This window comes from Pectobacterium parvum (assembly GCF_020971565.1).
GTDB classification, from domain to species: domain Bacteria; phylum Pseudomonadota; class Gammaproteobacteria; order Enterobacterales; family Enterobacteriaceae; genus Pectobacterium; species Pectobacterium polare.
This window is the reverse complement of sequence record NZ_CP087392.1, coordinates 3,558,263-3,578,516: the sequence shown is the minus strand read 5'-3', so window position 1 is coordinate 3,578,516 and position 20,254 is coordinate 3,558,263. Positions and strand designations below refer to the sequence as shown.

The 20,254-nt window shown below is 52.5% G+C and carries 20 protein-coding genes and 2 pseudogenes; 12 read left to right on the top strand and 10 right to left on the bottom strand.

What is annotated here, in order from left to right:
• The first annotated feature begins 204 nt into the window (after positions 1–204).
• From LOZ86_RS15995 to LOZ86_RS15970, 6 genes and pseudogenes are all read left to right on the top strand, one after another.
• Positions 205–465 carry a helix-turn-helix transcriptional regulator gene (locus LOZ86_RS15995; RefSeq protein WP_039481831.1) on the top strand — a complete coding sequence of 87 codons (261 nt, stop codon included), beginning with the start codon at positions 205–207 and terminating at the stop codon, positions 463–465.
• Complete coding sequence (locus tag LOZ86_RS15990; protein WP_039481834.1) at positions 462–686, top strand: hypothetical protein; 225 nt, start codon at positions 462–464, stop codon at positions 684–686. Before LOZ86_RS15995 ends, LOZ86_RS15990 begins: the two co-directional genes overlap by 4 nt.
• Before the next feature lie 8 nt (positions 687–694).
• Positions 695–994: pseudogene (locus tag LOZ86_RS15985) on the top strand (ash family protein); the annotation flags it as partial.
• A gap of 44 nt (positions 995–1,038) precedes the next feature.
• Positions 1,039–1,236 carry a host cell division inhibitor Icd-like protein gene (locus LOZ86_RS15980; protein ID WP_039481836.1) on the top strand — a complete coding sequence of 66 codons (198 nt, stop codon included), beginning with the start codon at positions 1,039–1,041 and terminating at the stop codon, positions 1,234–1,236.
• Entirely contained in the window at positions 1,229–1,441 is a 213-nt protein-coding gene (locus tag LOZ86_RS15975; RefSeq protein WP_039481839.1) for a hypothetical protein, read from the top strand. Before LOZ86_RS15980 ends, LOZ86_RS15975 begins: the two co-directional genes overlap by 8 nt.
• A gap of 10 nt (positions 1,442–1,451) precedes the next feature.
• Complete coding sequence (locus LOZ86_RS15970; RefSeq protein WP_230242311.1) at positions 1,452–3,779, top strand: phage/plasmid primase, P4 family; 2,328 nt, start codon at positions 1,452–1,454, stop codon at positions 3,777–3,779.
• Between the two features lie 180 nt (positions 3,780–3,959).
• Here the strand turns inward: LOZ86_RS15970 and LOZ86_RS15965 are convergent, their stop codons facing one another.
• Together LOZ86_RS15965 and LOZ86_RS15960 are read right to left on the bottom strand one after the other, a co-directional pair.
• Positions 3,960–4,544 (bottom strand): Fic/DOC family protein, encoded by a 585-nt coding sequence (locus tag LOZ86_RS15965; RefSeq protein ID WP_039485345.1) that lies wholly within the window; start codon positions 4,542–4,544, stop codon positions 3,960–3,962.
• On the bottom strand, positions 4,537–5,028 hold the full coding sequence (locus LOZ86_RS15960) for a YhfG family protein (protein ID WP_039485346.1): 492 nt from the start codon (positions 5,026–5,028) through the stop codon (positions 4,537–4,539). The genes LOZ86_RS15965 and LOZ86_RS15960 overlap by 8 nt, the downstream gene beginning before the upstream one ends.
• Before the next feature lie 514 nt (positions 5,029–5,542).
• Between LOZ86_RS15960 and LOZ86_RS15955 the strand changes: the two genes are divergently transcribed.
• Positions 5,543–6,757 (top strand): tyrosine-type recombinase/integrase, encoded by a 1,215-nt coding sequence (locus tag LOZ86_RS15955; RefSeq protein WP_039485349.1) that lies wholly within the window; start codon positions 5,543–5,545, stop codon positions 6,755–6,757.
• A gap of 78 nt (positions 6,758–6,835) precedes the next feature.
• Here LOZ86_RS15955 and LOZ86_RS21565 read toward each other — a convergent pair.
• A pseudogene (locus LOZ86_RS21565) lies at positions 6,836–7,747 on the bottom strand (IS3 family transposase).
• Between the two features lie 320 nt (positions 7,748–8,067).
• Between LOZ86_RS21565 and LOZ86_RS15940 the strand changes: the two are divergent.
• The 3 genes from LOZ86_RS15940 (at position 8,068) to LOZ86_RS15930 (ending at position 10,954) form a co-directional block, all read left to right on the top strand.
• Positions 8,068–8,409 (top strand): zinc ribbon domain-containing protein YjdM, encoded by a 342-nt coding sequence (locus LOZ86_RS15940; protein ID WP_039485351.1) that lies wholly within the window; start codon positions 8,068–8,070, stop codon positions 8,407–8,409.
• Positions 8,410–8,547: 138 nt separating this feature from the next.
• A complete protein-coding gene (gene mltB, locus LOZ86_RS15935; protein WP_039485354.1) occupies positions 8,548–9,618 on the top strand; it encodes a lytic murein transglycosylase B in 1,071 nt (356 codons plus the stop codon).
• A 610-nt stretch (positions 9,619–10,228) separates the two neighbouring features.
• A complete protein-coding gene (locus LOZ86_RS15930; protein WP_207783197.1) occupies positions 10,229–10,954 on the top strand; it encodes a sulfite exporter TauE/SafE family protein in 726 nt (241 codons plus the stop codon).
• Here LOZ86_RS15930 and LOZ86_RS15925 read toward each other — a convergent pair.
• The 6 genes from LOZ86_RS15925 to LOZ86_RS15900 all read right to left on the bottom strand — a co-directional run bounded on the left by LOZ86_RS15925 (position 10,951) and on the right by LOZ86_RS15900 (position 16,276).
• Entirely contained in the window at positions 10,951–11,844 is an 894-nt protein-coding gene (locus LOZ86_RS15925; protein ID WP_230242309.1) for a LysR family transcriptional regulator, read from the bottom strand. The two genes, LOZ86_RS15930 and LOZ86_RS15925, sit on opposite strands and share 4 nt — an antisense overlap.
• A 79-nt stretch (positions 11,845–11,923) precedes the next feature.
• Positions 11,924–12,631: a GGDEF domain-containing protein gene (locus tag LOZ86_RS15920; RefSeq protein ID WP_039485359.1), complete on the bottom strand. Its 708-nt coding sequence runs from the start codon at positions 12,629–12,631 to the stop codon at positions 11,924–11,926.
• The gene (locus LOZ86_RS15915) at positions 12,618–13,070 is read right to left on the bottom strand and encodes a DUF1987 domain-containing protein (protein WP_039485361.1); all 453 of its coding nucleotides are present in this window, start codon (positions 13,068–13,070) and stop codon (positions 12,618–12,620) included. Before LOZ86_RS15915 ends, LOZ86_RS15920 begins: the two co-directional genes overlap by 14 nt.
• A 1-nt stretch (position 13,071) precedes the next feature.
• On the bottom strand, positions 13,072–13,626 hold the full coding sequence (locus LOZ86_RS15910) for a SiaB family protein kinase (RefSeq protein WP_039485363.1): 555 nt from the start codon (positions 13,624–13,626) through the stop codon (positions 13,072–13,074).
• Positions 13,627–13,639: 13 nt separating this feature from the next.
• On the bottom strand, positions 13,640–14,884 hold the full coding sequence (locus LOZ86_RS15905) for a SpoIIE family protein phosphatase (protein WP_230242307.1): 1,245 nt from the start codon (positions 14,882–14,884) through the stop codon (positions 13,640–13,642).
• A 198-nt stretch (positions 14,885–15,082) separates the two neighbouring features.
• Positions 15,083–16,276: an alpha/beta hydrolase gene (locus LOZ86_RS15900; protein WP_230242305.1), complete on the bottom strand. Its 1,194-nt coding sequence runs from the start codon at positions 16,274–16,276 to the stop codon at positions 15,083–15,085.
• Positions 16,277–16,487: 211 nt separating this feature from the next.
• Here LOZ86_RS15900 and LOZ86_RS15895 point away from each other — a divergent pair, with 211 nt between their 5' ends.
• Entirely contained in the window at positions 16,488–17,222 is a 735-nt protein-coding gene (locus LOZ86_RS15895) for an FCD domain-containing protein (RefSeq protein ID WP_039485370.1), read from the top strand.
• Between the two features lie 263 nt (positions 17,223–17,485).
• Entirely contained in the window at positions 17,486–18,682 is a 1,197-nt protein-coding gene (gene uxuA, locus LOZ86_RS15890) for a mannonate dehydratase (RefSeq protein WP_039485372.1), read from the top strand.
• Between the two features lie 101 nt (positions 18,683–18,783).
• On the opposite strand, the gene pelI is transcribed toward uxuA, so the two are convergent.
• Entirely contained in the window at positions 18,784–19,827 is a 1,044-nt protein-coding gene (pelI, locus tag LOZ86_RS15885; protein ID WP_039485375.1) for a pectate lyase PelI, read from the bottom strand.
• Between the last annotated feature and the right edge of the window lie 427 nt (positions 19,828–20,254).

Here is a 20,254-nt window from a genome sequence, read left to right as displayed (position 1 = left end):
TTATTAGCAATGTACATTGCTGCACGTGGTTGCATAACACTGCACTAAAATGCGATCTAAGGCGAATATTTAACCAGTTTGTATCATCAATAGCACAACTTCCCCTTGTTGCGGTCTCCGAAAATATTCACATAATAGCGAGCTACCAGAGAAATCCAGCGCCATCCGGCCAGAGCCGGGCGGACATTAACGAGGTAGCGCCACATGTTGTCAGCCATCCCCCCAGCCCCCATTCCTGCTATGCCCCCGATGCCACAGCATCCGGTCAGAGAGCGCTTAATGCGTCTACCGGAAGTGCTGCACGTCACCGGCATTTCTCGCTCAACGCTGTATGAACTGAGCGGCCGCAAGGCCTTTCCCGCCCGAGTCCCACTGGGTGGGAAGAACGTCGCGTGGGTTGAGTCCGAAATTCATCACTGGGTGGCCGAGCGTATCGCCGCCCGTCAACAGGAGAACCACGCATGATCACCTTAACTATCGCCGGGCAGTCGGTCACACTTGATGAACGGGAAGCCCTCAGTCTGTGCGACCAACTGTTTCCCGCTATCCGTAACCCGGCCACCGTTGCCGCCCGTGAACAGCGTTTCGGGGCGTTGCTGCTGAGCGTTGCACCGACGCCCGCCACCTCTGATTCTCCCCGGCGTTACTACGCATCCCGTGCCGGTGATGCGCTGACCAACTGCTGAGGCTGTTCATGACTGCGCAATTTATCCGTTTCCCCGGCTTGCCTGCCGGGGCTTTTTGGCGTTATAGTTTCGCCGCTGCCGCAAAATCGGTAGCCGGGCGTGAGAACCCGAGTTACTCAACGGCGACACCAGACGCGCCATGCGTCTTTTTTTACGTCGCAGCCTTAGCACACCTGCATAATGTGCGGCAGCTTTTTAGCCGTTATTGCATCCAAACAATGGTGGCTCAGGCGGGGCAGCCTTCGGGCTGGCCGGTGTTCGTTGAGGCCGGTTTCTCACCCCCGTCTGGGCTACCACCCAAGTGTGAGAACTTCGGTGGTAGCAGCTTTCGCTACTCAACGGAGAATGCCACATGGCTACGACCCTCACCCCGTCACACCCGCAATTTACCTTTCTGTTTCTGGCCGTGCGTCGAGCCGAATTACGCGCCTTACCGCACCGTGAAGCCGTTATCGCCCCAGATGAAATCAGCGCCCGCCGTCTGCTGGCGCGTGACTATGTACTGTCGTTTGCTGGCCGTCTGCCGCTGCGGAGTACACGCCATGTTTGATGACACGCCCCTGACCCCAGAAGAGCTGACCGACCAGTGCCGCGCCTTAACCCATGCCGTAATTGAACTGGATAACCCGATGGCAAAAGAGGTGCTGTTGTTTGTGCTGGCCGAACGGCTGGAAGTGCTCTCGGCCACGCTGGATACACCTGACACGCTCGGCGACCTGAGCGACGTTGACTACACCGACACCACACTGCATTAAGGGGCGACACATGGCACACCTTACCGTGACACAGACTGTGAAACGCGCCAGCGGCCATTGGCCGCAACTGCTCCCGGCAGTGGGTATTCGCATTGGTGCCACCGGGCAGCATACCGCCTGCCCGATGTGCAAGGGCAAAGACCGTTTCCGCTTCGATAACAAAGCGGGGTGCGGCACATGGTTCTGCAACCAGTGCGGCGCGGGTGACGGCCTGAATCTGGTTGAGAAAGCCCTGAACCTGACGCCGACAGAAGCCGCCCTGAAAGTAGGCGCATGGCTGGGCGACCTGCCGGACAGCCCGACAGCGCCAACATCTGACGACGCAGACAGCGAGGCCGCCCGGCAACGGGCGGCGGTTCAGGCTCAGGCGAAACTGAAAGAGGCAGTGATACAGTCCGGTAACACCTACCTGAGCGCTAAAGGCTGGCCGGATATGGCCGTGCCCACCCTACAGAGTAAGCCGCTGCGCGTGGGCGGTGTTGCCTATCAGCCCGGTGATGTACTGGTGCCGCTGACCACACCAGAGGGGGAGGTGGTGAATCTCCAGCTTATCAACGCACAGGGTGACAAGCGCACGTTAAAAGGCGGACAGGTCAAAGGCACCTTTCACTGTTTCAGCGGCAAACAGGCCAGCGTTATCTGGCTGGCCGAGGGCTACGCCACCGGCTTAACGCTGCATCAGTTAACCGATGATGCGGTCTATGTCGCGCTCAGCGCGAACAACCTGCCATCCCTTGCCCGTGCGCTGAAAACCCGCCACCCGGCGGTCACACTGCTGATAGCCGCTGACCGGGACGAGAACGGCACCGGCCAGACCAAAGCCGAACAGGCCGCTACTGCCATCAATGGCCGTGTCGCGCTGCCGCCAGTATTTGGTGACTGGAATGATGTGTATCTTGCTGAGGGTGCCGATGCCACCCGGCAGCACCTGAATGCGTTTACCCAATCAGAGCCGGTCAGCCCGTTTGCGTCGCTGGGCGAGGCTGAATTCAAGGCCATGAGCGCCAGCGAGAAAGCGGAGAAGATACGTGAGCACTACCGCGATACGCTGGCGATTGACGCTTTTGGGGAAACGTTCTTCCAGTACCAGAACGGCGCGTGGAAAGTCCTGCCTTATCGCCTGTTAAGCCGGGATATTGCGGCACTGTTTCAGAAGATACAGGCGCCCTTTACCGCGTCCGGGATTGGCAGCGTGTTGGACACCCTGAAACTGATTATCCCGATGCAGGAAAAGCCCCAGCGTCGGTTAATCGGTTTTCGTAACGGGGTGTTTGATACCGTCAGCGGGGAATTTAAACCGCACCGCCGGGAGCACTGGCTGAATACCGTCAATGATGTGGATTACACGCCGTTTAAGGCCGGGGAAAATCTTGCCGATAACGCCCCACACTTCTGGCGCTGGCTGACCCGTGCCGCCGGGAACAACACGGATAAACAGGAGCGTATTCTGGCCGCGCTGTTTATGGTGCTGGCGAACTGCTACGACTGGCAACTGTTCCTTGAAGTCACCGGCCCCGGCGGCAGCGGCAAGAGTATTCTGGCCGAAATCGCCACCATGCTGGCCGGGGAGGACAACACCACGGCGGCCACCATCAACACCATTGAATCGTCGCGTGAACGTTCGTCGATTATTGGCTTCTCCTTAATCGTCCTGCCTGACCAAGAAAAATGGAGCGGTGACGGTGCAGGCATCAAGGCCATTACCGGCGGCGATGCGGTGATGGTTGACCCGAAATACCGTGACGCCTACTCGACCCGGATACCGGCGGTGATTCTGGCCGTGAACAACTCTCCGATGCGCTTTAGCGACCGCAGCGGCGGCGTGTCCCGTCGCCGGGTGATTATCCACTTCGGCGAAACCATCCCGGCCAGTGAACGCGATCCCAAGCTGAAAGAGAAAATCCGCGCTGAACTGGCGGTGATTGTGCGTCACCTGATGAAACGCTTTGAAGAGCCAAACGACGCCCGGACGCTGTTACAGGCACAGCAACACTCCGCTGAGGCACTGGAAATCAAACGGCAGGCTGACCCGCTGGTTGATTTTTGCGGCTACCTGCTGGCGCACGGCGACACCACCGGGCTGTATATGGGTAACGCCAACATCACGCCACGCAACCCGCGTAAATACCTGTATCACGCCTACCTGTCCTTTATGGAGTCGCACGGCCACCAGAAGCCGATCAGCCTGACGGCCTTTGGTAAGGTGCTGCCTAACATGATGTCGGAATACGGGCAGAGTTACCTCAAGGGCAGAACCAAGCAGGGCATACAGACCAATCTAGAGCTGAAAGACGAATCCGATGCCGACTGGCTACCCAAATGTGAGATAGCGAGGTAGACACCAGAAACGACAAAACCGGCTCCGGCCGGTTTTTTTACGTCCAGATACTTCAAAGGGTGACGAGTGACTCATCACCTATTTACCGACTCATCACGCATTAATTTATTGATTAATAAAAATAAAAAACCATGGTGAAGAGGGTGAACAGTTTTGTACAAAATCTTTTTATTGGGGATGTCAGAGAATACTTTTCTCAAAAATATCGGTTAATGGTCGAGTATTGCCGTGGTATCCGGCCACGTTAGCCGCTAGCCATTCCTGAACGCCGATATTTTCGAAAGAGACACCATAGCCACAATTGATAATCATATGCTCGAACAATAAACGCTGAGAACGTCCATTGCCTTCCCGAAACGGGTGAATTACATTCAAATCTGAATAGTATTCTGCTAACTGAGTTATTAGCGCTGGACGTTCAAGGCCTTGTAAAAAATCATCATTGGATAGCCGCATAAATATTTTATTGGCTTCAATTTCAATACGAGATACGGTGCAAAAACGTGTTTGACCTTTAGAAATATCAATACGCCGTATTTCTCCTGCCCAATCGAATAAATCCCCGAATATTTTTCCGTGCAGCCCACACCAATAATGCAGGTCGTAAGGCGGTTCTTCAAAATCATTATCGAGAACAGCTAATTCGGATAACTGACGCTCCGCATCGTCGAATTGACTGTCATCATTGATGCCGAGTTTGTTTATCAGAACATCGCTATCGGGGTAGGTATAAGGATCTTGCCCTGAGCCGTATTTATCAGACATAACCACTCGCCTTATACATAGCAATCAGGTTTTTTCTCAGAGCTTCCCTTTCCTGTTTGTCTGCGGGAAGCGGCGTATCCTCAACGCTGAACCCTTCAAGACGCATACTATCCCGATAGTTTTTGAGTTTCACCTGATTGTAGTAATCGCGCTTTTCATCCAGCGTCACCATAGGCGAGGATCGCGTTTTGTTTGGCAACACTTTTGTGGTGATTTTCCGATGCTGTCTAAATATCGACAGGTCGGTGTTTTTCAGTTTTTCGATCAGCCGTTCCCCGTCACCAAACACGCCCCATGACGAGATAGACAAAGCTTGCCGTTTGCCACTTTTTACGCGTGATATGCTGATATCCATCGTTGACTGGAGCGTGTTTAGCACTTCCTGTACTTTTCTTTCAGAGATACCTGTAGCGGTGACGATAGATTGCGTATTCGGGTAATCCTCTTGTATCAGAGCCGCGAGTACTGCCATTTCATAGCGCATGTGCTTCACCTTTAATCCGCATATATATGCGATAAAGAGTACCACAATTGCAGCCTAGCAGTATCTTACCTGCATTGGTGATGAGTAACTCGTCACCTGTTCACTCGCTGTTCACCACTTAACTCACTAAAAATAAAGATAAAAAATGAAAGGTGAAGAGGGTGAACAGTTTTTCAAAAAATCATTTTATTGGGCGGTATTGTGCATATTTCACAGCGAAGTTTTGCGTTTGCTTTTTGGGTCTCAAGCGCCGATGTGTATAGGTATGTGTATAAATAAAATTTTAATAACAAAAAATAATCAATAAAAACAATTATATATGTGGATTGGTTCGACTCCTATTATTACGTTTTAACGTCTCCCTAAGTCTACTCAAACACCCTTTAAACCCTTATAATACGCGGTTTTACGGCTCTTATTGTCTCTGCTCGTCTACTCACGTTCACAGAAATCTACGGTGAGTTGGGGGCATCGGTGGGGCATATCGTGTTCGGTCTAAAGCCGATGCCCCCAAATGAAGCTCAATGCCAGACAGGTAGAGACTGCCAAGCCTAAAGATAAACCCTACAAGTTAGCGGATGGTGGGGGCATGTATCTGGAGGTGTTCCCTAACGGCACCAAAAGCTGGCGCATGAAATACCGGATCGCAGGTAAAGAAAAACGTGTGGTGTTTGGTGTCTACCCGACCATTACCTTAGCCGATGCCAGAAGCAAAAGAGATGATGCTAAAAAGCTGCTGGTTAATGGCGTTGATCCGAGTGCGTTTAAGCAAGAAAGCAAACAAGCTCAAATCGAAGAAGTAAAAAATACCTTTCAGCAAATTGCACTCGAATGGCACAGCATGAAAGTGAAGAAATGGTCAGCGGGGTATGCCTCTGACATTCTTGAAGCGTTCAACAAAGACGTCTTCCCGTTCATTGGTCAACGCCCTGTTGCAGACATTAAGCCGCTGGAATTGCTAAACGTGCTGAAAAAAATGGAAGACAGGGGAGCGACCGAAAAAGCCAAGAAAGTGCGTCAACGCTGCGGCGAAGTGTTTCGCTACGCCATCGTGACAGGCAGAGCTGAGTATAATCCCGCGCCAGATCTCACCAGTGCCATGCAAGGGCATGAGTCCACACATTACCCGTTCCTAACCACTGAAGAGCTTCCGGCCTTCTTTAAAGCCCTTGCTGGCTACTCTGGTAGTGAACTGATGGTGCTGGCAGCGAGATTGCTGATCATTACTGGCCTGAGAACAGGTGAATTGCGCGGTGCGTTATGGTCAGAAATCGATACCAAGAAAGCGCTATGGGAAATTTCTGCTGAACGCATGAAAATGCGCCGTCCCCATATCATCCCGCTCTCTACCCAAGCGTTAGCCATTATCGAACAAATCAGAGCAATGACGGGGCAATTTCCTTTACTGTTTCCGGGACGCAATGATCCAAGTAAGACCATGAGCGAAGCCAGTATCAATCAGGTATTTAAGCGAATTGGCTATACAGGCCGGATTACGGGTCACGGCTTCCGTCATACCATGAGCACCGTTCTTCATGAACAGGGCTATAACACCGCATGGATTGAAACCCAACTGGCGCATGTGGATAAGAATGCTATCCGTGGCACCTACAACCATGCGCAATATCTCGATGGCAGACGTGAGATGCTGCAATGGTATGCCGACTACATGGCAAGCCTTGAGAAAGGCGGCAATGTGGTGCAGGGAGCGTTTAATCGACGTGGGTAAGGATAACTGCTGATGAAAGAAGGGCTATGTCTTAACGGGCATAGCCCTTTTTCTTGGCTAAAGCAGATAAGAATTAGGTCAGAATTTAAACTGATATTGATTAACTAATTGATTAATATGAAAATTGTAAAATACCTTAAAACAGCAAAATAAATAGCACTTATTGCTAAATAGCTCTACACCCCGCCCAGTGACAGCTCTCCCGCCATTCCATCTGTTTTTGTATGAAAAACACTCAATTCGAGTTCAATTCTGATTTCCCGACTGATAAAGCGTTCTCCGTGAATACATTCCACCTTCAGTGAGTGAAAGAAGCTTTCCACGCAGGCATTATCGTAACAGCAGCCTCTGGCGCTCATGCTCCCACGCAGGTTGTGGTGCTCCAGCACCCCCTGATAAGCCGCTGAACAATACTGCCCACCACGGTCGGTGTGAACAATCACATTCTGCGGTCGCTTTCTTCGCCACTGTGCCATCTGCAATGCATCACAAGCCAGCTGTGCTGTTATCCGTGATGACATCGACCAGCCAATAACGGCACGTGACCACAGGTCTATGACCACCGCCAGATACAGCCAGCCTTCATCTGTGCGTAAGTACGTGATGTCTCCTGCCCATTTCTGGTTCGGGCCGCTGGCGCTGAAGTCCTGCGCCAGCAGATTCTCCGATACCGGCAGGCCGTGCTTACGGTAGCTGACCGGGTTGAACCGGCGTGCGGCCTTTGCCCGCAGCCCCTGACGACGCAGACTGGCGGCAATGGTTTTGACATTGTATTTCGGCAGTTCGTCAGCGAGACGCGGTGCACCATAACGCTGCTCAGGTGTTATGGGAGGCTTGGGGCGATTTACCTTGCCGCTCTTCCCGTAACTGCCTTACCCAGCGCGCCATTGTAGACAAGCCGACATTCATGGCATCCAAGACGGTGTAATTTTGGTGGAGAACTAACTGAGCAGATTTCCGTTTAAACTTGGAGCTAAAACGTCTTCGCATTGTGTCGCCTGTGTTGTTGTGAGGTGAGAATATCACCTCTATTCAGATGGACAAATTCACTATGCCACGACAAGGAAGCCTATCTGAAAAGCTTTGGTGTCGCTTATGCGCAGGGCTGGCTGTATTCCAAAGCACTAACGCAAGAGGCCTTGATTGCGTTTCTGGCGGCAAGAGGCGAAACGGCGTCAGATGCGTCGTAAAGTCACGATAAACGCGGCTTCACTATCAAAAATATGCATAAAAGGGTAAAATATCGAAAATATGGTAGTTACCTAATGATATTTATTACTTTTTTATTGTGAATTTTTCAGGAGTTTATCATGCAACAGTTACCTCATTGTCCAAAATGCAGTTCTGAATATATCTGGCAAGAAGGCGAGATGCTTAACTGCCCTGAATGCGGAAATGAGTGGTCGGCAGCAGGCGATGCGCCAGCGCAGGATGACGCTTTAGTGGTAAAAGATGCTAACGGCAATCTGCTGGCGGATGGCGATACAGTAACGGTCATTAAAGATCTGAAAGTAAAAGGCAGCTCAACGCCGCTGAAAATTGGCACCCGCGTGAAGGGCATTCGTCTGGTTGAAGGCGATCACAATATTGATTGTAAAATCGACGGTTTCGGCCCGATGAAGCTGAAGTCCGAGTTTGTGAAGAAGAACTGATTCGGATGTGATGACGCGCGCGTTGGTCTTCTATTTGAGCGGCGCGCTGCATTTTTTCACCTCTGGCTGGTTTTTTCACATCAGACAATCCTTTACCATAGCCTGTATTGATTTCTTACCTGGCTATACGGATATCTGATGCGTCATTTGGTTCGTTTTCTCCCTCTGCTCGTTTTGCTCTCGGCCTGTAGCAGTCAGCCGGCCCCTCCTCCCGCAGAAGCGCCTTCAGGTAATCCTTTTAAAGGTGGCTTCCTGCTTGAACCCGCACACAATGTCCATCCGCTAGGCGGTGATTTTGCGACCAATCCGGCTACCGCACGGTTTGTCGATAAAATGGTGCTGGAGCACGGCTTTAACCGCCAGCAGCTGCATGATGTGCTGGTGCAGGCGAAAAGTCTGGATTGGGTGATCCGTCTGATGGATAAACAAGCCCCGACATCGCGCCCGCCTTCAGGGCCGAACGGATCTTGGAACCGCTACCGCAATCAGTTTATTACTCCAGACAACGTGCAGAACGGCGTGGCGTTCTGGAATCAATATCAGGATGCACTACAGCGCGCTCAGAACATTTACGGCGTCCCGCCTGAGATCATCGTCGGCATTATTGGCGTTGAAACCCGCTGGGGCAGAGTGATGGGGAAAACGCGCATTATTGATGCCTTGGCAACGCTGGCGTTTGATTACCCGCGACGTGCCGATTACTTTGCGGGCGAGCTGGAAACCTTCCTGCTGATGGCGCGTAAAGAAGGCAACGATCCGCTCAGCCTGCGCGGTTCTTACGCGGGCGCGATGGGCTATGGGCAGTTTATGCCGTCATCATTCAAGAACTACGCGGTGGATTTCGACGGCAACGGACATACCAACTTATGGGATCCGGTGGATGCGATTGGCAGCGTAGCCAATTATTTCAAAGCGCACGGATGGGTGAAAGGCGCCCCTGTGGCGGTGCAGGCAAATGGTCAGGCTCCTCTGCTCCCGAACGGTTTTAATACCCGCTACTCGCTCACGGAATTACAGGCCGCGGGATTAACGCCACAGCATTCGCTGGCGGGATACAGTGAAGCCAGCCTGCTGCGGCTGGACATCGGCACGGGTTACCAATACTGGTACGGACTGCCGAACTTCTACACCATCACGCGCTACAACCACAGCACGCACTACGCGATGGCCGTATGGCAACTGGGTGAGGCTGTAGGCCGCGCTCGCTAAGATATTTGCGGGTACTGCGTATGCTGTATCCGTCTTCTCTTTCGCAAGTGCAGCTCCTTATACACAATGTAAGGATGCCATCGGGTCTGGCCGTTATCTGGCGTAAAAATTATGCAGCGGTGGGCATGACCGCCGAGTGAGCGGCATGGATGCCGCGAAAGCCAGTGCCGCGTCGGACAAAAACGTCAGAGACGTTTTTGAACAGCACTTGTGCTGGCCCGAAGGGCGAGCCCCGTTTATGGGGCGAGTAAACGTGTCGCAAGCGGTCCTCTAAGCCTGATACCGACGAAGGCACCGCTTTAGCGACATAATTTAGCCAACAGCCGGGGTTCATAGGGGGCTGGTGTTTGAGCCCCCTATGTCGGGCGCGTGCTACGAAGTAGCATGAGAATAACGGTATTGTTGCGCACGAAACGGCCTCTGAACCTGCATAAAGATGTGACCCCGAGAATCCTAGTCCTCTCTTTACCTCCAATTTTCCCTGAATCACCCTCAATACAATCCGCATAGACAGGCTTGTCGCATCGTTGGAATATTCATTCGTAGCGTTTTTTTATTCTTTCCTATCTTACTGTTTTATAAGAATATGCTTTGCAAACCGAGGCAATAAATGACGACGATGATGGTGGTGTTCCTGCTGGCTGGAGTGGTGAAAGGCGTGATTGGCCTGGGATTACCAACGATCGCGATGGGCTTGTTAACGCTAGTAATGCCCGCCGCCAGCGCGGCAGGGCTTTTGATCGTTCCTTCGCTAGTGACCAACATCTGGCAGCTCGCCTGCGGCCCCGCCTTTCTTAGCCTGATTAAACGGTTTTGGACGCTGTTTGCTGGGATCATTATTGGGACGTTCTGGAATGGCCTGCCGGCGCTAACTTCGCCATCGTCATGGACGAGCGCGGCGCTCGGCGGCATTTTGGTGGTTTATGGCCTGTGGGGTATCGTAGCGACGACTTTGCCGCAGCCCGGTCGTCACGAAGTCTGGCTGTCGCCGCTGGTGGGCTACATCACCGGCGCTATCACGGCGGCAACGGGCGTCTTCGTAATTCCCGCCGTGCCTTACCTGCAATGCCTGCGGCTCAATAAAAACGATCTGGTACAGGCTCTGGGGCTGGCGTTTACCGTTTCCACGCTGGGATTGGCGATACAGCTGATGCAGGGCGTCGGGCTACAGGGCATCGATCTCTGGCAATCGGTGCTGGCGCTGATTCCCGCGCTGCTGGGTATGATTATTGGGCAACGCCTGCGCCACGCGATTAGCGAACTGGTTTTCCGGCGCTGTTTTTTTATCGGGCTGGTGGCGCTAGGCGGATATATGGCTGCACGCGGGCTGCTTTAATCTGCGCTCTCTGCCGTAATAAAAGCCACGAAATCCTGAACATAGCCGGGCAGCGCGGAAAACTGGCGGGCGCAGATAACCAGATTACGCATTGCCCAGTCGTCTGACAGCGGAATCGTGTGAATCGCCAGCCGTTCCATCATGCGCTGTGCGGCATGTCGCGGAAGAATACCAATGCCGATACCGCTGTGAATCACTTGCGTGACGGCATCGAAGCTGGCAAGACGCACGCGGTAATTCAGGCGCTTCCCCAGCCTTCTGGCGTGCTCGTCGATGTGCTCCTGCAAGGCCGCGCCTTCGCTAAGCCCGATAAATTCGGCGTCGGCAATGGCGTAAAAGGTGAGCTGTTGTGCGTCAGACCAGATGCTGTCACGGGGAACCACAACCACCAGTTCGTCCTGACGAAACGGTCGTGTTTCCAGCCCGTCGAGCGGTACGGAATCGGCCACAATGCCAAGGTCGGCGGTTTGATTACGAATAGCGCTGATGATATCGCGGCTGAGTTTTTCATTCACCGCGACGGATATCTGCGGGCAGACCACCAGATAGCGGCCCAGCAGGGCAGGCAAATATTCATTCAGCGCCGCAGAGTTGCACAGTAGCGGAATATGGCCGCGCAGCCCTTTGCTGTACTGGTGTAATTCGCTGCGCATATGTTCTACCTGACGCAGGATAATGTGGGCATGGTGTGCCAGCGAAAAGCCTGCGTCGGTGAGCGAGACGCCCGCCTTTGAGCGCAGCAGCAGCGGTACGCCAAGTTCCTCTTCCATTCCCCGGATTCGCTCGCTGGCAGCCTGCACGGTCAGGCTGGACGCCGCTGCGCCACCGGTAATGCTGCCTGCTTTCTGAATATTGAGAAACAGCCGGAGATCGGTTAAATCGAATCGCATAGGGGAATCTGTCTCGGAAAAGCCGATACCCACTATTATGGTCGTGAGTCAGGGCGACGGCAATCGCCCAGCCTGCGACTTACTGAAACTCCACGCGATTTCTGCCTTTTTCTTTGGCCTGATAGAGCGCGACATCTGCGGCACTGTAGAGCGCATCGAAACGGGTTTTCTGTGGGGCCCAACTGACGCCGAAGCTGGCAGTAACGCGCTGTTGCGGCAGTACGCTGAGCGGCATTCTGTTGAGATCCTGATGCAGGCGGCTGGCGAGCGAGACGGCCTGCATGAGCGTGTGCCCTTCCAGCAGGATCGTGAACTCTTCACCGCCGACGCGACCAATGCTGCTCGAGGTATTCAGCACGTGCTGCACGCGTGAGACCAGATCGCAGATCACGGCGTCGCCGGTTGGGTGACCATAGGTATCGTTCACCTGCTTGAAGTGGTCGATATCCAGCACGATGAGCGCGGCCTGACTGCGCTCCAGCGCGTGGTTAATGCGTTCAATAATCGCGCCACGGTTATACACGCTGGTCAACGGATCGTGGCTGGCTTTGTATTCCAACTCGACGGCCAACTGATTGAGCTGTGCATTCAGACGGTTCAGCTCTTTCTCCGCCCGGTCGCTGCGCGAAATCAGGCGGTGCGACTCACGTACCAGCCGCTGATAGTGGTCGGTTAACGCCAGCAGCGTGTCGCGATAGACTTCTGCTGGTCTTTCCTGCTGGTTAGCGATGTTGCGCGCGGCGAGCAGAATGTCGTATTCCGGTGTAAACAATTCAATTGTGCTCATGATTATCACTCAAAATTGTGCTGTGAAAGGTCAGGGCAGGGAAATCGATGTGAAGCTCTTCACCAAATTCTTCCGCAATATCGTCGTCTTTGTCGTAATACCAATACAGCGCAATTGAGAGCGTCTGTTCAGCCGCCTGATTAAGCAGATTGAATAAACTGAACAGCATCTTGGTGCTGGAACTGTTGAAGTAAATCAGGGAAACGTGAATTTCGATGCTCGGCAGCGCTTCATCCGGCGGCATGGTTTCCGCGTAGGTTGTTAACGCGTGCAGGTACGCTTGAATCTCGGTGAGCAGTGGGCGATAAAACGCCGCAGCGTTCTCAGGATAAGATTCGCCGGAAAGATAAAGACGGTGTGTGTCAAAGTGAAAATCAACCGTCGGGGTACAGGATGTCCCCGAAATATGGAGGTTGCTTAGGGTTGTTATATTTTTCATGTCAAATGATTGCCTTCAGATAAAACGTAGATAGCCCCGTTGATGCATCGGCCCGAAACGTAAACTGGAGTGGCTCACTGGCATCACGCGCGACGGTCAACAGCCCCATATCCGCGCCTTTGCTTGATGACGGGGTTTCATCACGCAGAGAGACTTTGTAGGCGAGTCGGATTTCATCAAGCGTCATGCCGCGCAGCGGCTCAAGACGTCCTCGCAGCGTCTCGACATCGTCGGGGTGTACCGGATTGGCGCACAACAGGAAGTATTTCCCATTTTCGTAACCCAGACACACCGAGCCATGACGGACTTCGGCGGTGTGATCGAGCGCGGTTAGCGGTGCAGCGGAATAGCGGGTAATGTTCTGCACCATTTCGACGAACGTAGAGAACAGTCGGCGACGGATGCCAGCAGGAAGCTGTTTTTTCTCCAGCTGTAGCCGCATGGTTTCGGCCAGTGAACTGATGATGTTTTGTGAAAAATAGCCCACGTAATACAGCGTGATGTCATGCTGGTGTGAGGGCGAAAAAAATTCAGTGTATTTGATGTTTGGCATCATTCTGTCTGCCTGATTAAACAAAAGTCGAACAATGTCGGAAGCCCCAAAATGTTAAATCGTCTCGTCGGGTCTGATCGCCCTGGTAGATCTTGTGTGCCGGCAGGAGCTGGTTAGCCAGTTCGCGCATCGGCTGGTGTTGATGGTGCTGGAGGTACTCCTGTAGGCGACGTTTACCAAACATAATCCGGCGTTCCCCGCCGATTTGATCCGTCAATCCATCCGTGGTGGTGAAAAATATATCGTTGTCATGAAGCGGCAATTCATAGCTCGACCACTGGTAGTCATAAGGCGTTTCGGTATAGCCGACCCCCATACGGTCGCACTGGAGTGGTGTTAGCTCTCCGGTCTGGCGTTGCAACATGAAAGCGGGCATCCGCGCACCGGAAAACGTCAGCGTGTTTCGCGTCATATCGCAGAACACCAGCATCGCGTCGCAGCCGTCGTTAGAAGTAGAAAGCTGACGCGCTTCGTCACGCTGCCCCAGCGTATCTTTGATATGACGGTTGATTGCCTGTAATAACTGCGCTGGTAGCATCGGGCCGTGCTGTGTCAGCGCCTGTTCCAGCGCGGAAGAGAAAATCAGGGTCATGAATGCGCCGGGTACGCCGTGTCCGGTACAGTCCGCGACGGCGGCAAGCCAGCCGTTCTGATAGGTTTTAAAGGCATAACAGTCGCCGCCGACACAGTCTCGCGGTTCCCAAGCTAAACACCAGTCGGCAAGCGTGCGGGACATCGCCTGTGTCGACGTTGTCAGCATCGCTGTCTGAATCACGCTGGCATATTCAATGCTCTGCATAATCTGCTGATGTTGGCACAGGTGCATATCGGAGACGGCCTTGATCAGATCGATGCCTAATCCGATACCGATATAACGCCCGTTCTCAGTGATCATAAAGCCGTCCGTCAGCGATTTATCACCGGTAATCACCGTTTGATCGGCGACGTCGTTCAATGACGCCAGCGCATCGACAATTAGCGGATTTTTATCCATAAACGCGATGCAGCTCTTTTTGTCGTACAGTTCACGATAAAAAGGCCGGGACATCTGCGAGAGAAAAATATGGCGGTTGATTAAGCCGAAAGGGCGTCCATCCTCCACCACAGGCAGGCTGACCCACTCTTTATTCTTACTGAACAACTGCAATACGGTGGCGTTGTCGGTGTTAGGAGAAACGTCCGGCAGAGGAATGCAAAGATCTCGCGCTACCGGTGTACCCCGGAGGAGTGGTCGGGCGCAAGGAACGGGCATGGCGATCATGGTTAATCTTTGGGCGTATTTATCTTTAAGTCAAAATACATGCCCTTGATGACCAAATGATGACAACTCCCGTCATACTTCAAGCAGCAGGTGCGTTGGCTTCCCTTACTCACCCCAGTCACTTACTGGCGTAAGCTCCTGGGGACTCGCGCGGTTGCCGCCTGCCTGCAACTCGAATTATTTAGGGAGACACCTGTGTTATTGCGCGTCGAGTACGTTGGCCATGATCTGATTTTGCCAATCGAAGTAGGGGTTAAAGGTCAGGCGCACATGGGTTTTGCCATTTTCCACGTATCCCCAGTCGGAATACCACAGTGTGCTGCGGTCCTGACAGGTTTTCAGGTCGTTCAGGGGTTGTCCGTTGGCGCAGATGACGATCGCTCCGGCTTTGCCGTACTCTTTATTGTCTGGTGAGAACAGGAGCGACATGTGCGAGAACTGGCTGATGCGCCAGTCGGGCAGCGAGCCTGTCCGCACCAACACGCGTGAGGAATGGATACCGGCAGGGCGATCGCCATACCAGATCAGACGGCTGCGTGGGTGGGTAAACTGCTTATCGAACGTGTCGACAAGGTAAGTCGTATCGACGACAGAATCATGTTCCGCCAGTACAATTAACACCGGTTTGTCATACGGCTTTTTGGCGAGCTCTGAACGCACACCGCTGCTGGAATAATAATATTGGGCGAAACCGTTGGTCGGCACGCGCATATAGCGGGTTGCCAACTGCTGGGGGTAACCGGGGCGCGGCGGCATCAGCCAGTCGGTAAACACGGACAGCACCGGCGCCATGAAGGCATATTTTTCGTTGGATTTAATCGCGGGGGAGAACAGTACCAGCCCTTTGATTTCAGGATGCTGTAAGGCGTATTCCAGTACCAGATTGCCGCCAGTGGAAAAGCCGCCCAGATAAACCTCATCGACCTCTTTGCTGAGGATGGCCGCCTGCTCGGCGACTACGCTGCGCCAGTCATCGACGGTGACGTGCAACAGAGCGGAGGGGCGGGTGCCATGACCCGGTAGCAACACGGTTCTGACCAGAAAGCCTTGTTCGACCAATTTGGGGGTGATGTCTGTGAATGAACCGGGTGAATCGCCCAACCCGTGTACCAATAAGATGGCTTTCTGCGGTTGGCCGAGGGGGCGGGTTTCACTGGGCGTATTCCAACGTAATTCCAACTGCTTATCCGTGGTTTGAAAGGCACGGTGCTCAGCGACCCAGCGTGTGGTGTCTTGCTGGTAACGCTCGAATGAGGTTTGCCCTAATGGCGTGATGTCGCGCGGACTGCTGTTGCATCCCACCATGAAAAGTACGCCGATGAGGACGAACAGACCTGCCATCACCCGTTTCCAGGCTCCCCACGAAACGAACCGGAATACGCTTATTGTCATTTATGCTCCTTGCCTTCTGGCAATATCACTCTGATCGCTAACGGGATAATGGCGTGTTGACAACACTATATCCGAAATCATTTCGTATGCAGATTGCTCAACGTGCGGCGCTGTATGGCTTCATGTTATACTTCAGACAACTCTGGCGTTTTTTCTGTCTTTTGGTCAGGCCAATATTACGATGGCCGATGTTGAATAAAGGGATGGCGGTATGCGTTTATATCAGCAGATTGGCGACAATCTTCGCGCGGAAATTCTGAAGGGAAACTATCAGATTGGCGACCGCTTGCCTCCCGAGCGTGATATTGCTGAAACCTACAACGTCAGCCGCAGCGTGGTGCGTGAAGCGCTGATTATGCTGGAGCTGGAAAAGCTGATTGAGGTGCGTAAAGGCTCTGGCGTTTATGTCATGCAGCTGCCGAGCGCACAGGGAAAAGACAGCGTGGTGGACAGCGGCTATGGCCCCTTCGAGCTGATGCAGGCGCGTCAACTGCTGGAAGGCGAAGTCGCAGCGTTTGCCGCGATGCAGGCGACCAAAAGCGACATCGTGAAAATGCGGCAGGCCATTGAACAAGAACGGGCGTCGCTTGAGAACGGCAGCGTGGATGAAAGCGCCGATGAACAATTCCATTGCCTGCTGGCGCAGTCTACCCAAAACAGCGTCTTAGCCAATATGGTGTATGAGGTGTGGCAGGCGCGTAAACGCAGCCCAATGTGGCAAGGTATTCACTCCCATACCGATGATTTCAGCTATCAGCGCCAGTGGCTGGACGATCATGAAAAAATCCTGCGTGCCGTGTCTCGCCGCGATGTGAACATGGCGCGTCAGGCAATGTGGCAGCATCTGGAAAACGTAAAAATTAAACTGCTTGAAATCTCGAACGTGGACGATCCGGCCTTTGATGGCTACCTGTTCGAGTCTGTCCCTTCACGTCTGGAATCCTGACTCCCCTTTCCCTGTGTAACTTTTCTCTCTGGCATCGCATTGGTGTACGGAGAGAAAAGATATCAGACCAAATAATTCGTTTCTGACTTTCCCCCTCACGATTTCAGCCTGAATACGCATGATGTTAGTCCAAAGTGCGAATTTTTTGTGTAATTGGTCAATCAATTCGTGAGTTTCGTTTGACAGCTTGCCCCGGTGAGGTAGGCTTTTCCTATTCTCGACGACAACTCACTATCTTGACGAAAATAAAAGGGTAACTCGGTATGGAACAAACCTGGCGTTGGTACGGCCCGAACGATCCTGTCTCACTGGATGATGTGCGGCAAGCTGGTGCGACCGGCGTGGTGACGGCGTTGCACCACATCCCGAATGGCGAAATCTGGTCGATTGAAGAGATTGAAAAGCGCAAAGCCGAATTGAAGGCGAAAGGGCTGGTGTGGTCGGTAGTAGAAAGCGTGCCGGTTCATGAAGAGATCAAAACGCAGACGGGGAATTATCAGCAGCATATTGCCAATTATCAGCAATCGCTACGTAACCTGGCGCAGTGCGGGATCGATACGGTGTGTTATAACTTCATGCCTGTACTGGACTGGACGCGAACCGATCTGGAATACGTTCTGCCGGATGGTGCAAAAGCGCTGCGTTTCGATCATATCGCCTTTGCGGCTTTTGAACTGCATATCCTGAAGCGTCATGGTGCTGAAAAAGATTATACGGCGGATGAACAGGCACAGGCTGCCGACTACTTCCGTGCGATGAGCGAAGAGGATATCGCGCGCCTGACGGGCAACATTATCGCCGGGCTGCCGGGCTCTGAAGAGGGCTATACGCTGGAGCAATTCCGTGGCCGTCTGGCGGAATATGATGGTATCGACCATGCGAAACTCCGTGAGCACCTTGGGCATTTCCTCCGTGAGATTGTGCCCGTTGCGGAGGCTGTCGGCCTTCGTCTTGCCATTCACCCTGACGATCCACCGCGTCCGATCCTGGGGCTGCCGCGCGTGATGTCGACGATTGACGACATGCGCTGGCTGAAACAGACGGTCGATAGCCTTCATAACGGCTTTACCTTCTGCACAGGATCGTACGGCGTACGTGCTGATAACGATCTGGTGACGATGTTGGAAACGTTCGGCGATCGCGTGCATTTCACCCATCTGCGTGCCACCTGTCGGGAAGACAATCCCAACTCGTTCCATGAAGGGGCGCATTTGCAGGGGGATGTGGATATGGTGGCGATTATCAAGGTCATTTTGGCGGAAGAATTGCGGCGTCAGAAGGCGGGCGATCGCCGTCCGATCCCGATGCGGCCAGATCACGGGCATCAGATGCTGGACGATCTGAAAAAGAAAACCAATCCTGGATACTCGGCAATTGGGCGGTTGAAAGGGCTGGCGGAACTGCGTGGTGTCGAGCTGGCGCTGAAGCGCATGCTGTTTACCGAATTGCAGCAAGGATGATGAAATGAAACAGACCGTGCTTGATAGCACGGTCTGTTGAAGATGGATGCGTCAGGACCCCAGAGGAGGTATTAATTTATATGTGAATTCTGCTGGCAGAATTACAGCGGCTTAACGTTTGAACGGCTGACTTTGCAGTTCTTGGTATCCCAGAACTCTCCGTATTTATCGGACTTTCCTTTCCCTTTTTCTACACCGTTAAACTCTTCACATACCGGCGGTTTACCTTCTTTGTAGCCTTTAATACGCAAATCGCGGATTTCAGCGACATCGCCAAAGTTACGGTTTACGCCAGCGATGCTGTCGATGGTGCCGTTAACGGTTGCGCTGATGATGGTCAGGTTACGTGGGCCACCGTTGTTGGTGCAGTCACCGCAAGAGCGCCACAGTTTGCCGTGTTGACCGGTCAGGGTGAAGTTGCCCTGTACGATCGTGTGGCTGTTTTTGGCATTCTGTTGCAGCACTTTGTCCGGCTTGCCGCCAGGGCCATTGGCGGTGTTGTGGGCAACACCGCCAACGATGGTCATGGTTTTACCCAGGTTGGTTGCCGCATCTTCACAAACGTCTTCCCAGATCACGTTTTCAATACGGCAGTTGCCTGACTTACAGTGGATACCGTCAGAACCGCCTTTTTCAGAGATGCGCAGGTTCTTAATGGTGGCATTTTCCAGCGTGATAACAGGAGGCTGTTTATCACTGTCACCGCTACAGCTCAGACCCAGAGTAATACCACCGCAGTCGACGGTTTTATCTTTAATTACCGCTCCCGCTTTACATTCTGGACTCGCTGCCTTAAGCGGCGCTGCACGTAATGGCGCAGGTGCTGTTGAGGCAGCATTAGATTTCAGAACGCTATTATTGCCGCTAACGGTATCCACCCAATACCAATAGTCTGACTGTGGATTGGCGCTTAAATCGGTAAAGGTTCTGTCTGTGGAATTGAGCTCTGCGATTTTTTCGCTGCCTGCCTGCGCACTACTGGTGCTGCGATACACATCCTGGCGAACAACGTTGCCTGCATCGGTAGACCAGCTTAAATAGGTGGCATTATCTTTTTTCAGCAGCATCAGCATGGTGTCATCAGCCTGAGCCTGAAAAGAAATAGCAGCGGTGCATAAAAATATCGGTGTTAAATACTTAAACATGTGTTTTTCCTTGTAAATTAAACGGATGTTTTTCTCTTTATTTATTCCAAATAAAGAGGGAGTCCTTGCGCATCGGGAAGGATTATATAGCAGGGAATATGAAATGAATAATAATTCGTCGATTTTATTGAGGTTAATCAGATTATTTAATTTAGCCTGTGATTATTTTATATTTAATTTTATTGCTCGTTTATTATATTTCATTTAATTATTTTATGGAAATTAATAAATATTCGGAAGGTTCTTGTTAAAGGATAAGAGAAATTAATGATGTGGCGAGGTGGAAATCTTATCACTCGCCTATTGCTGCGCATGACAGTATTCGATTTGTTTCCACGTTTCGTTGATGTGCCATTTAATTTTCTGGTGATAATTTAACCATGCGTAAAACTGAATGCTTTTCTTGATAAACATCAGCAAAGTTTTA

Coding starts and splice junctions, on each gene's coding strand:
- LOZ86_RS15995 (WP_039481831.1), top strand. CDS start 205: ATGTTGTCAGCCATCCCCCCAGCCCCCATTCCTGCTATGCCCCCGATG.
- LOZ86_RS15990 (WP_039481834.1), top strand. CDS start 462: ATGATCACCTTAACTATCGCCGGGCAGTCGGTCACACTTGATGAACGG.
- LOZ86_RS15980 (WP_039481836.1), top strand. CDS start 1,039: ATGGCTACGACCCTCACCCCGTCACACCCGCAATTTACCTTTCTGTTT.
- LOZ86_RS15975 (WP_039481839.1), top strand. CDS start 1,229: ATGTTTGATGACACGCCCCTGACCCCAGAAGAGCTGACCGACCAGTGC.
- LOZ86_RS15970 (WP_230242311.1), top strand. CDS start 1,452: ATGGCACACCTTACCGTGACACAGACTGTGAAACGCGCCAGCGGCCAT.
- LOZ86_RS15965 (WP_039485345.1), bottom strand. CDS start 4,544: ATGTCTGATAAATACGGCTCAGGGCAAGATCCTTATACCTACCCCGAT.
- LOZ86_RS15960 (WP_039485346.1), bottom strand. CDS start 5,028: ATGCGCTATGAAATGGCAGTACTCGCGGCTCTGATACAAGAGGATTAC.
- LOZ86_RS15955 (WP_039485349.1), top strand. CDS start 5,543: ATGAAGCTCAATGCCAGACAGGTAGAGACTGCCAAGCCTAAAGATAAA.
- LOZ86_RS15940 (WP_039485351.1), top strand. CDS start 8,068: ATGCAACAGTTACCTCATTGTCCAAAATGCAGTTCTGAATATATCTGG.
- mltB (WP_039485354.1), top strand. CDS start 8,548: ATGCGTCATTTGGTTCGTTTTCTCCCTCTGCTCGTTTTGCTCTCGGCC.
- LOZ86_RS15930 (WP_207783197.1), top strand. CDS start 10,229: ATGACGACGATGATGGTGGTGTTCCTGCTGGCTGGAGTGGTGAAAGGC.
- LOZ86_RS15925 (WP_230242309.1), bottom strand. CDS start 11,844: ATGCGATTCGATTTAACCGATCTCCGGCTGTTTCTCAATATTCAGAAA.
- LOZ86_RS15920 (WP_039485359.1), bottom strand. CDS start 12,631: ATGAGCACAATTGAATTGTTTACACCGGAATACGACATTCTGCTCGCC.
- LOZ86_RS15915 (WP_039485361.1), bottom strand. CDS start 13,070: ATGAAAAATATAACAACCCTAAGCAACCTCCATATTTCGGGGACATCC.
- LOZ86_RS15910 (WP_039485363.1), bottom strand. CDS start 13,626: ATGATGCCAAACATCAAATACACTGAATTTTTTTCGCCCTCACACCAG.
- LOZ86_RS15905 (WP_230242307.1), bottom strand. CDS start 14,884: ATGATCGCCATGCCCGTTCCTTGCGCCCGACCACTCCTCCGGGGTACA.
- LOZ86_RS15900 (WP_230242305.1), bottom strand. CDS start 16,276: ATGACAATAAGCGTATTCCGGTTCGTTTCGTGGGGAGCCTGGAAACGG.
- LOZ86_RS15895 (WP_039485370.1), top strand. CDS start 16,488: ATGCGTTTATATCAGCAGATTGGCGACAATCTTCGCGCGGAAATTCTG.
- uxuA (WP_039485372.1), top strand. CDS start 17,486: ATGGAACAAACCTGGCGTTGGTACGGCCCGAACGATCCTGTCTCACTG.
- pelI (WP_039485375.1), bottom strand. CDS start 19,827: ATGTTTAAGTATTTAACACCGATATTTTTATGCACCGCTGCTATTTCT.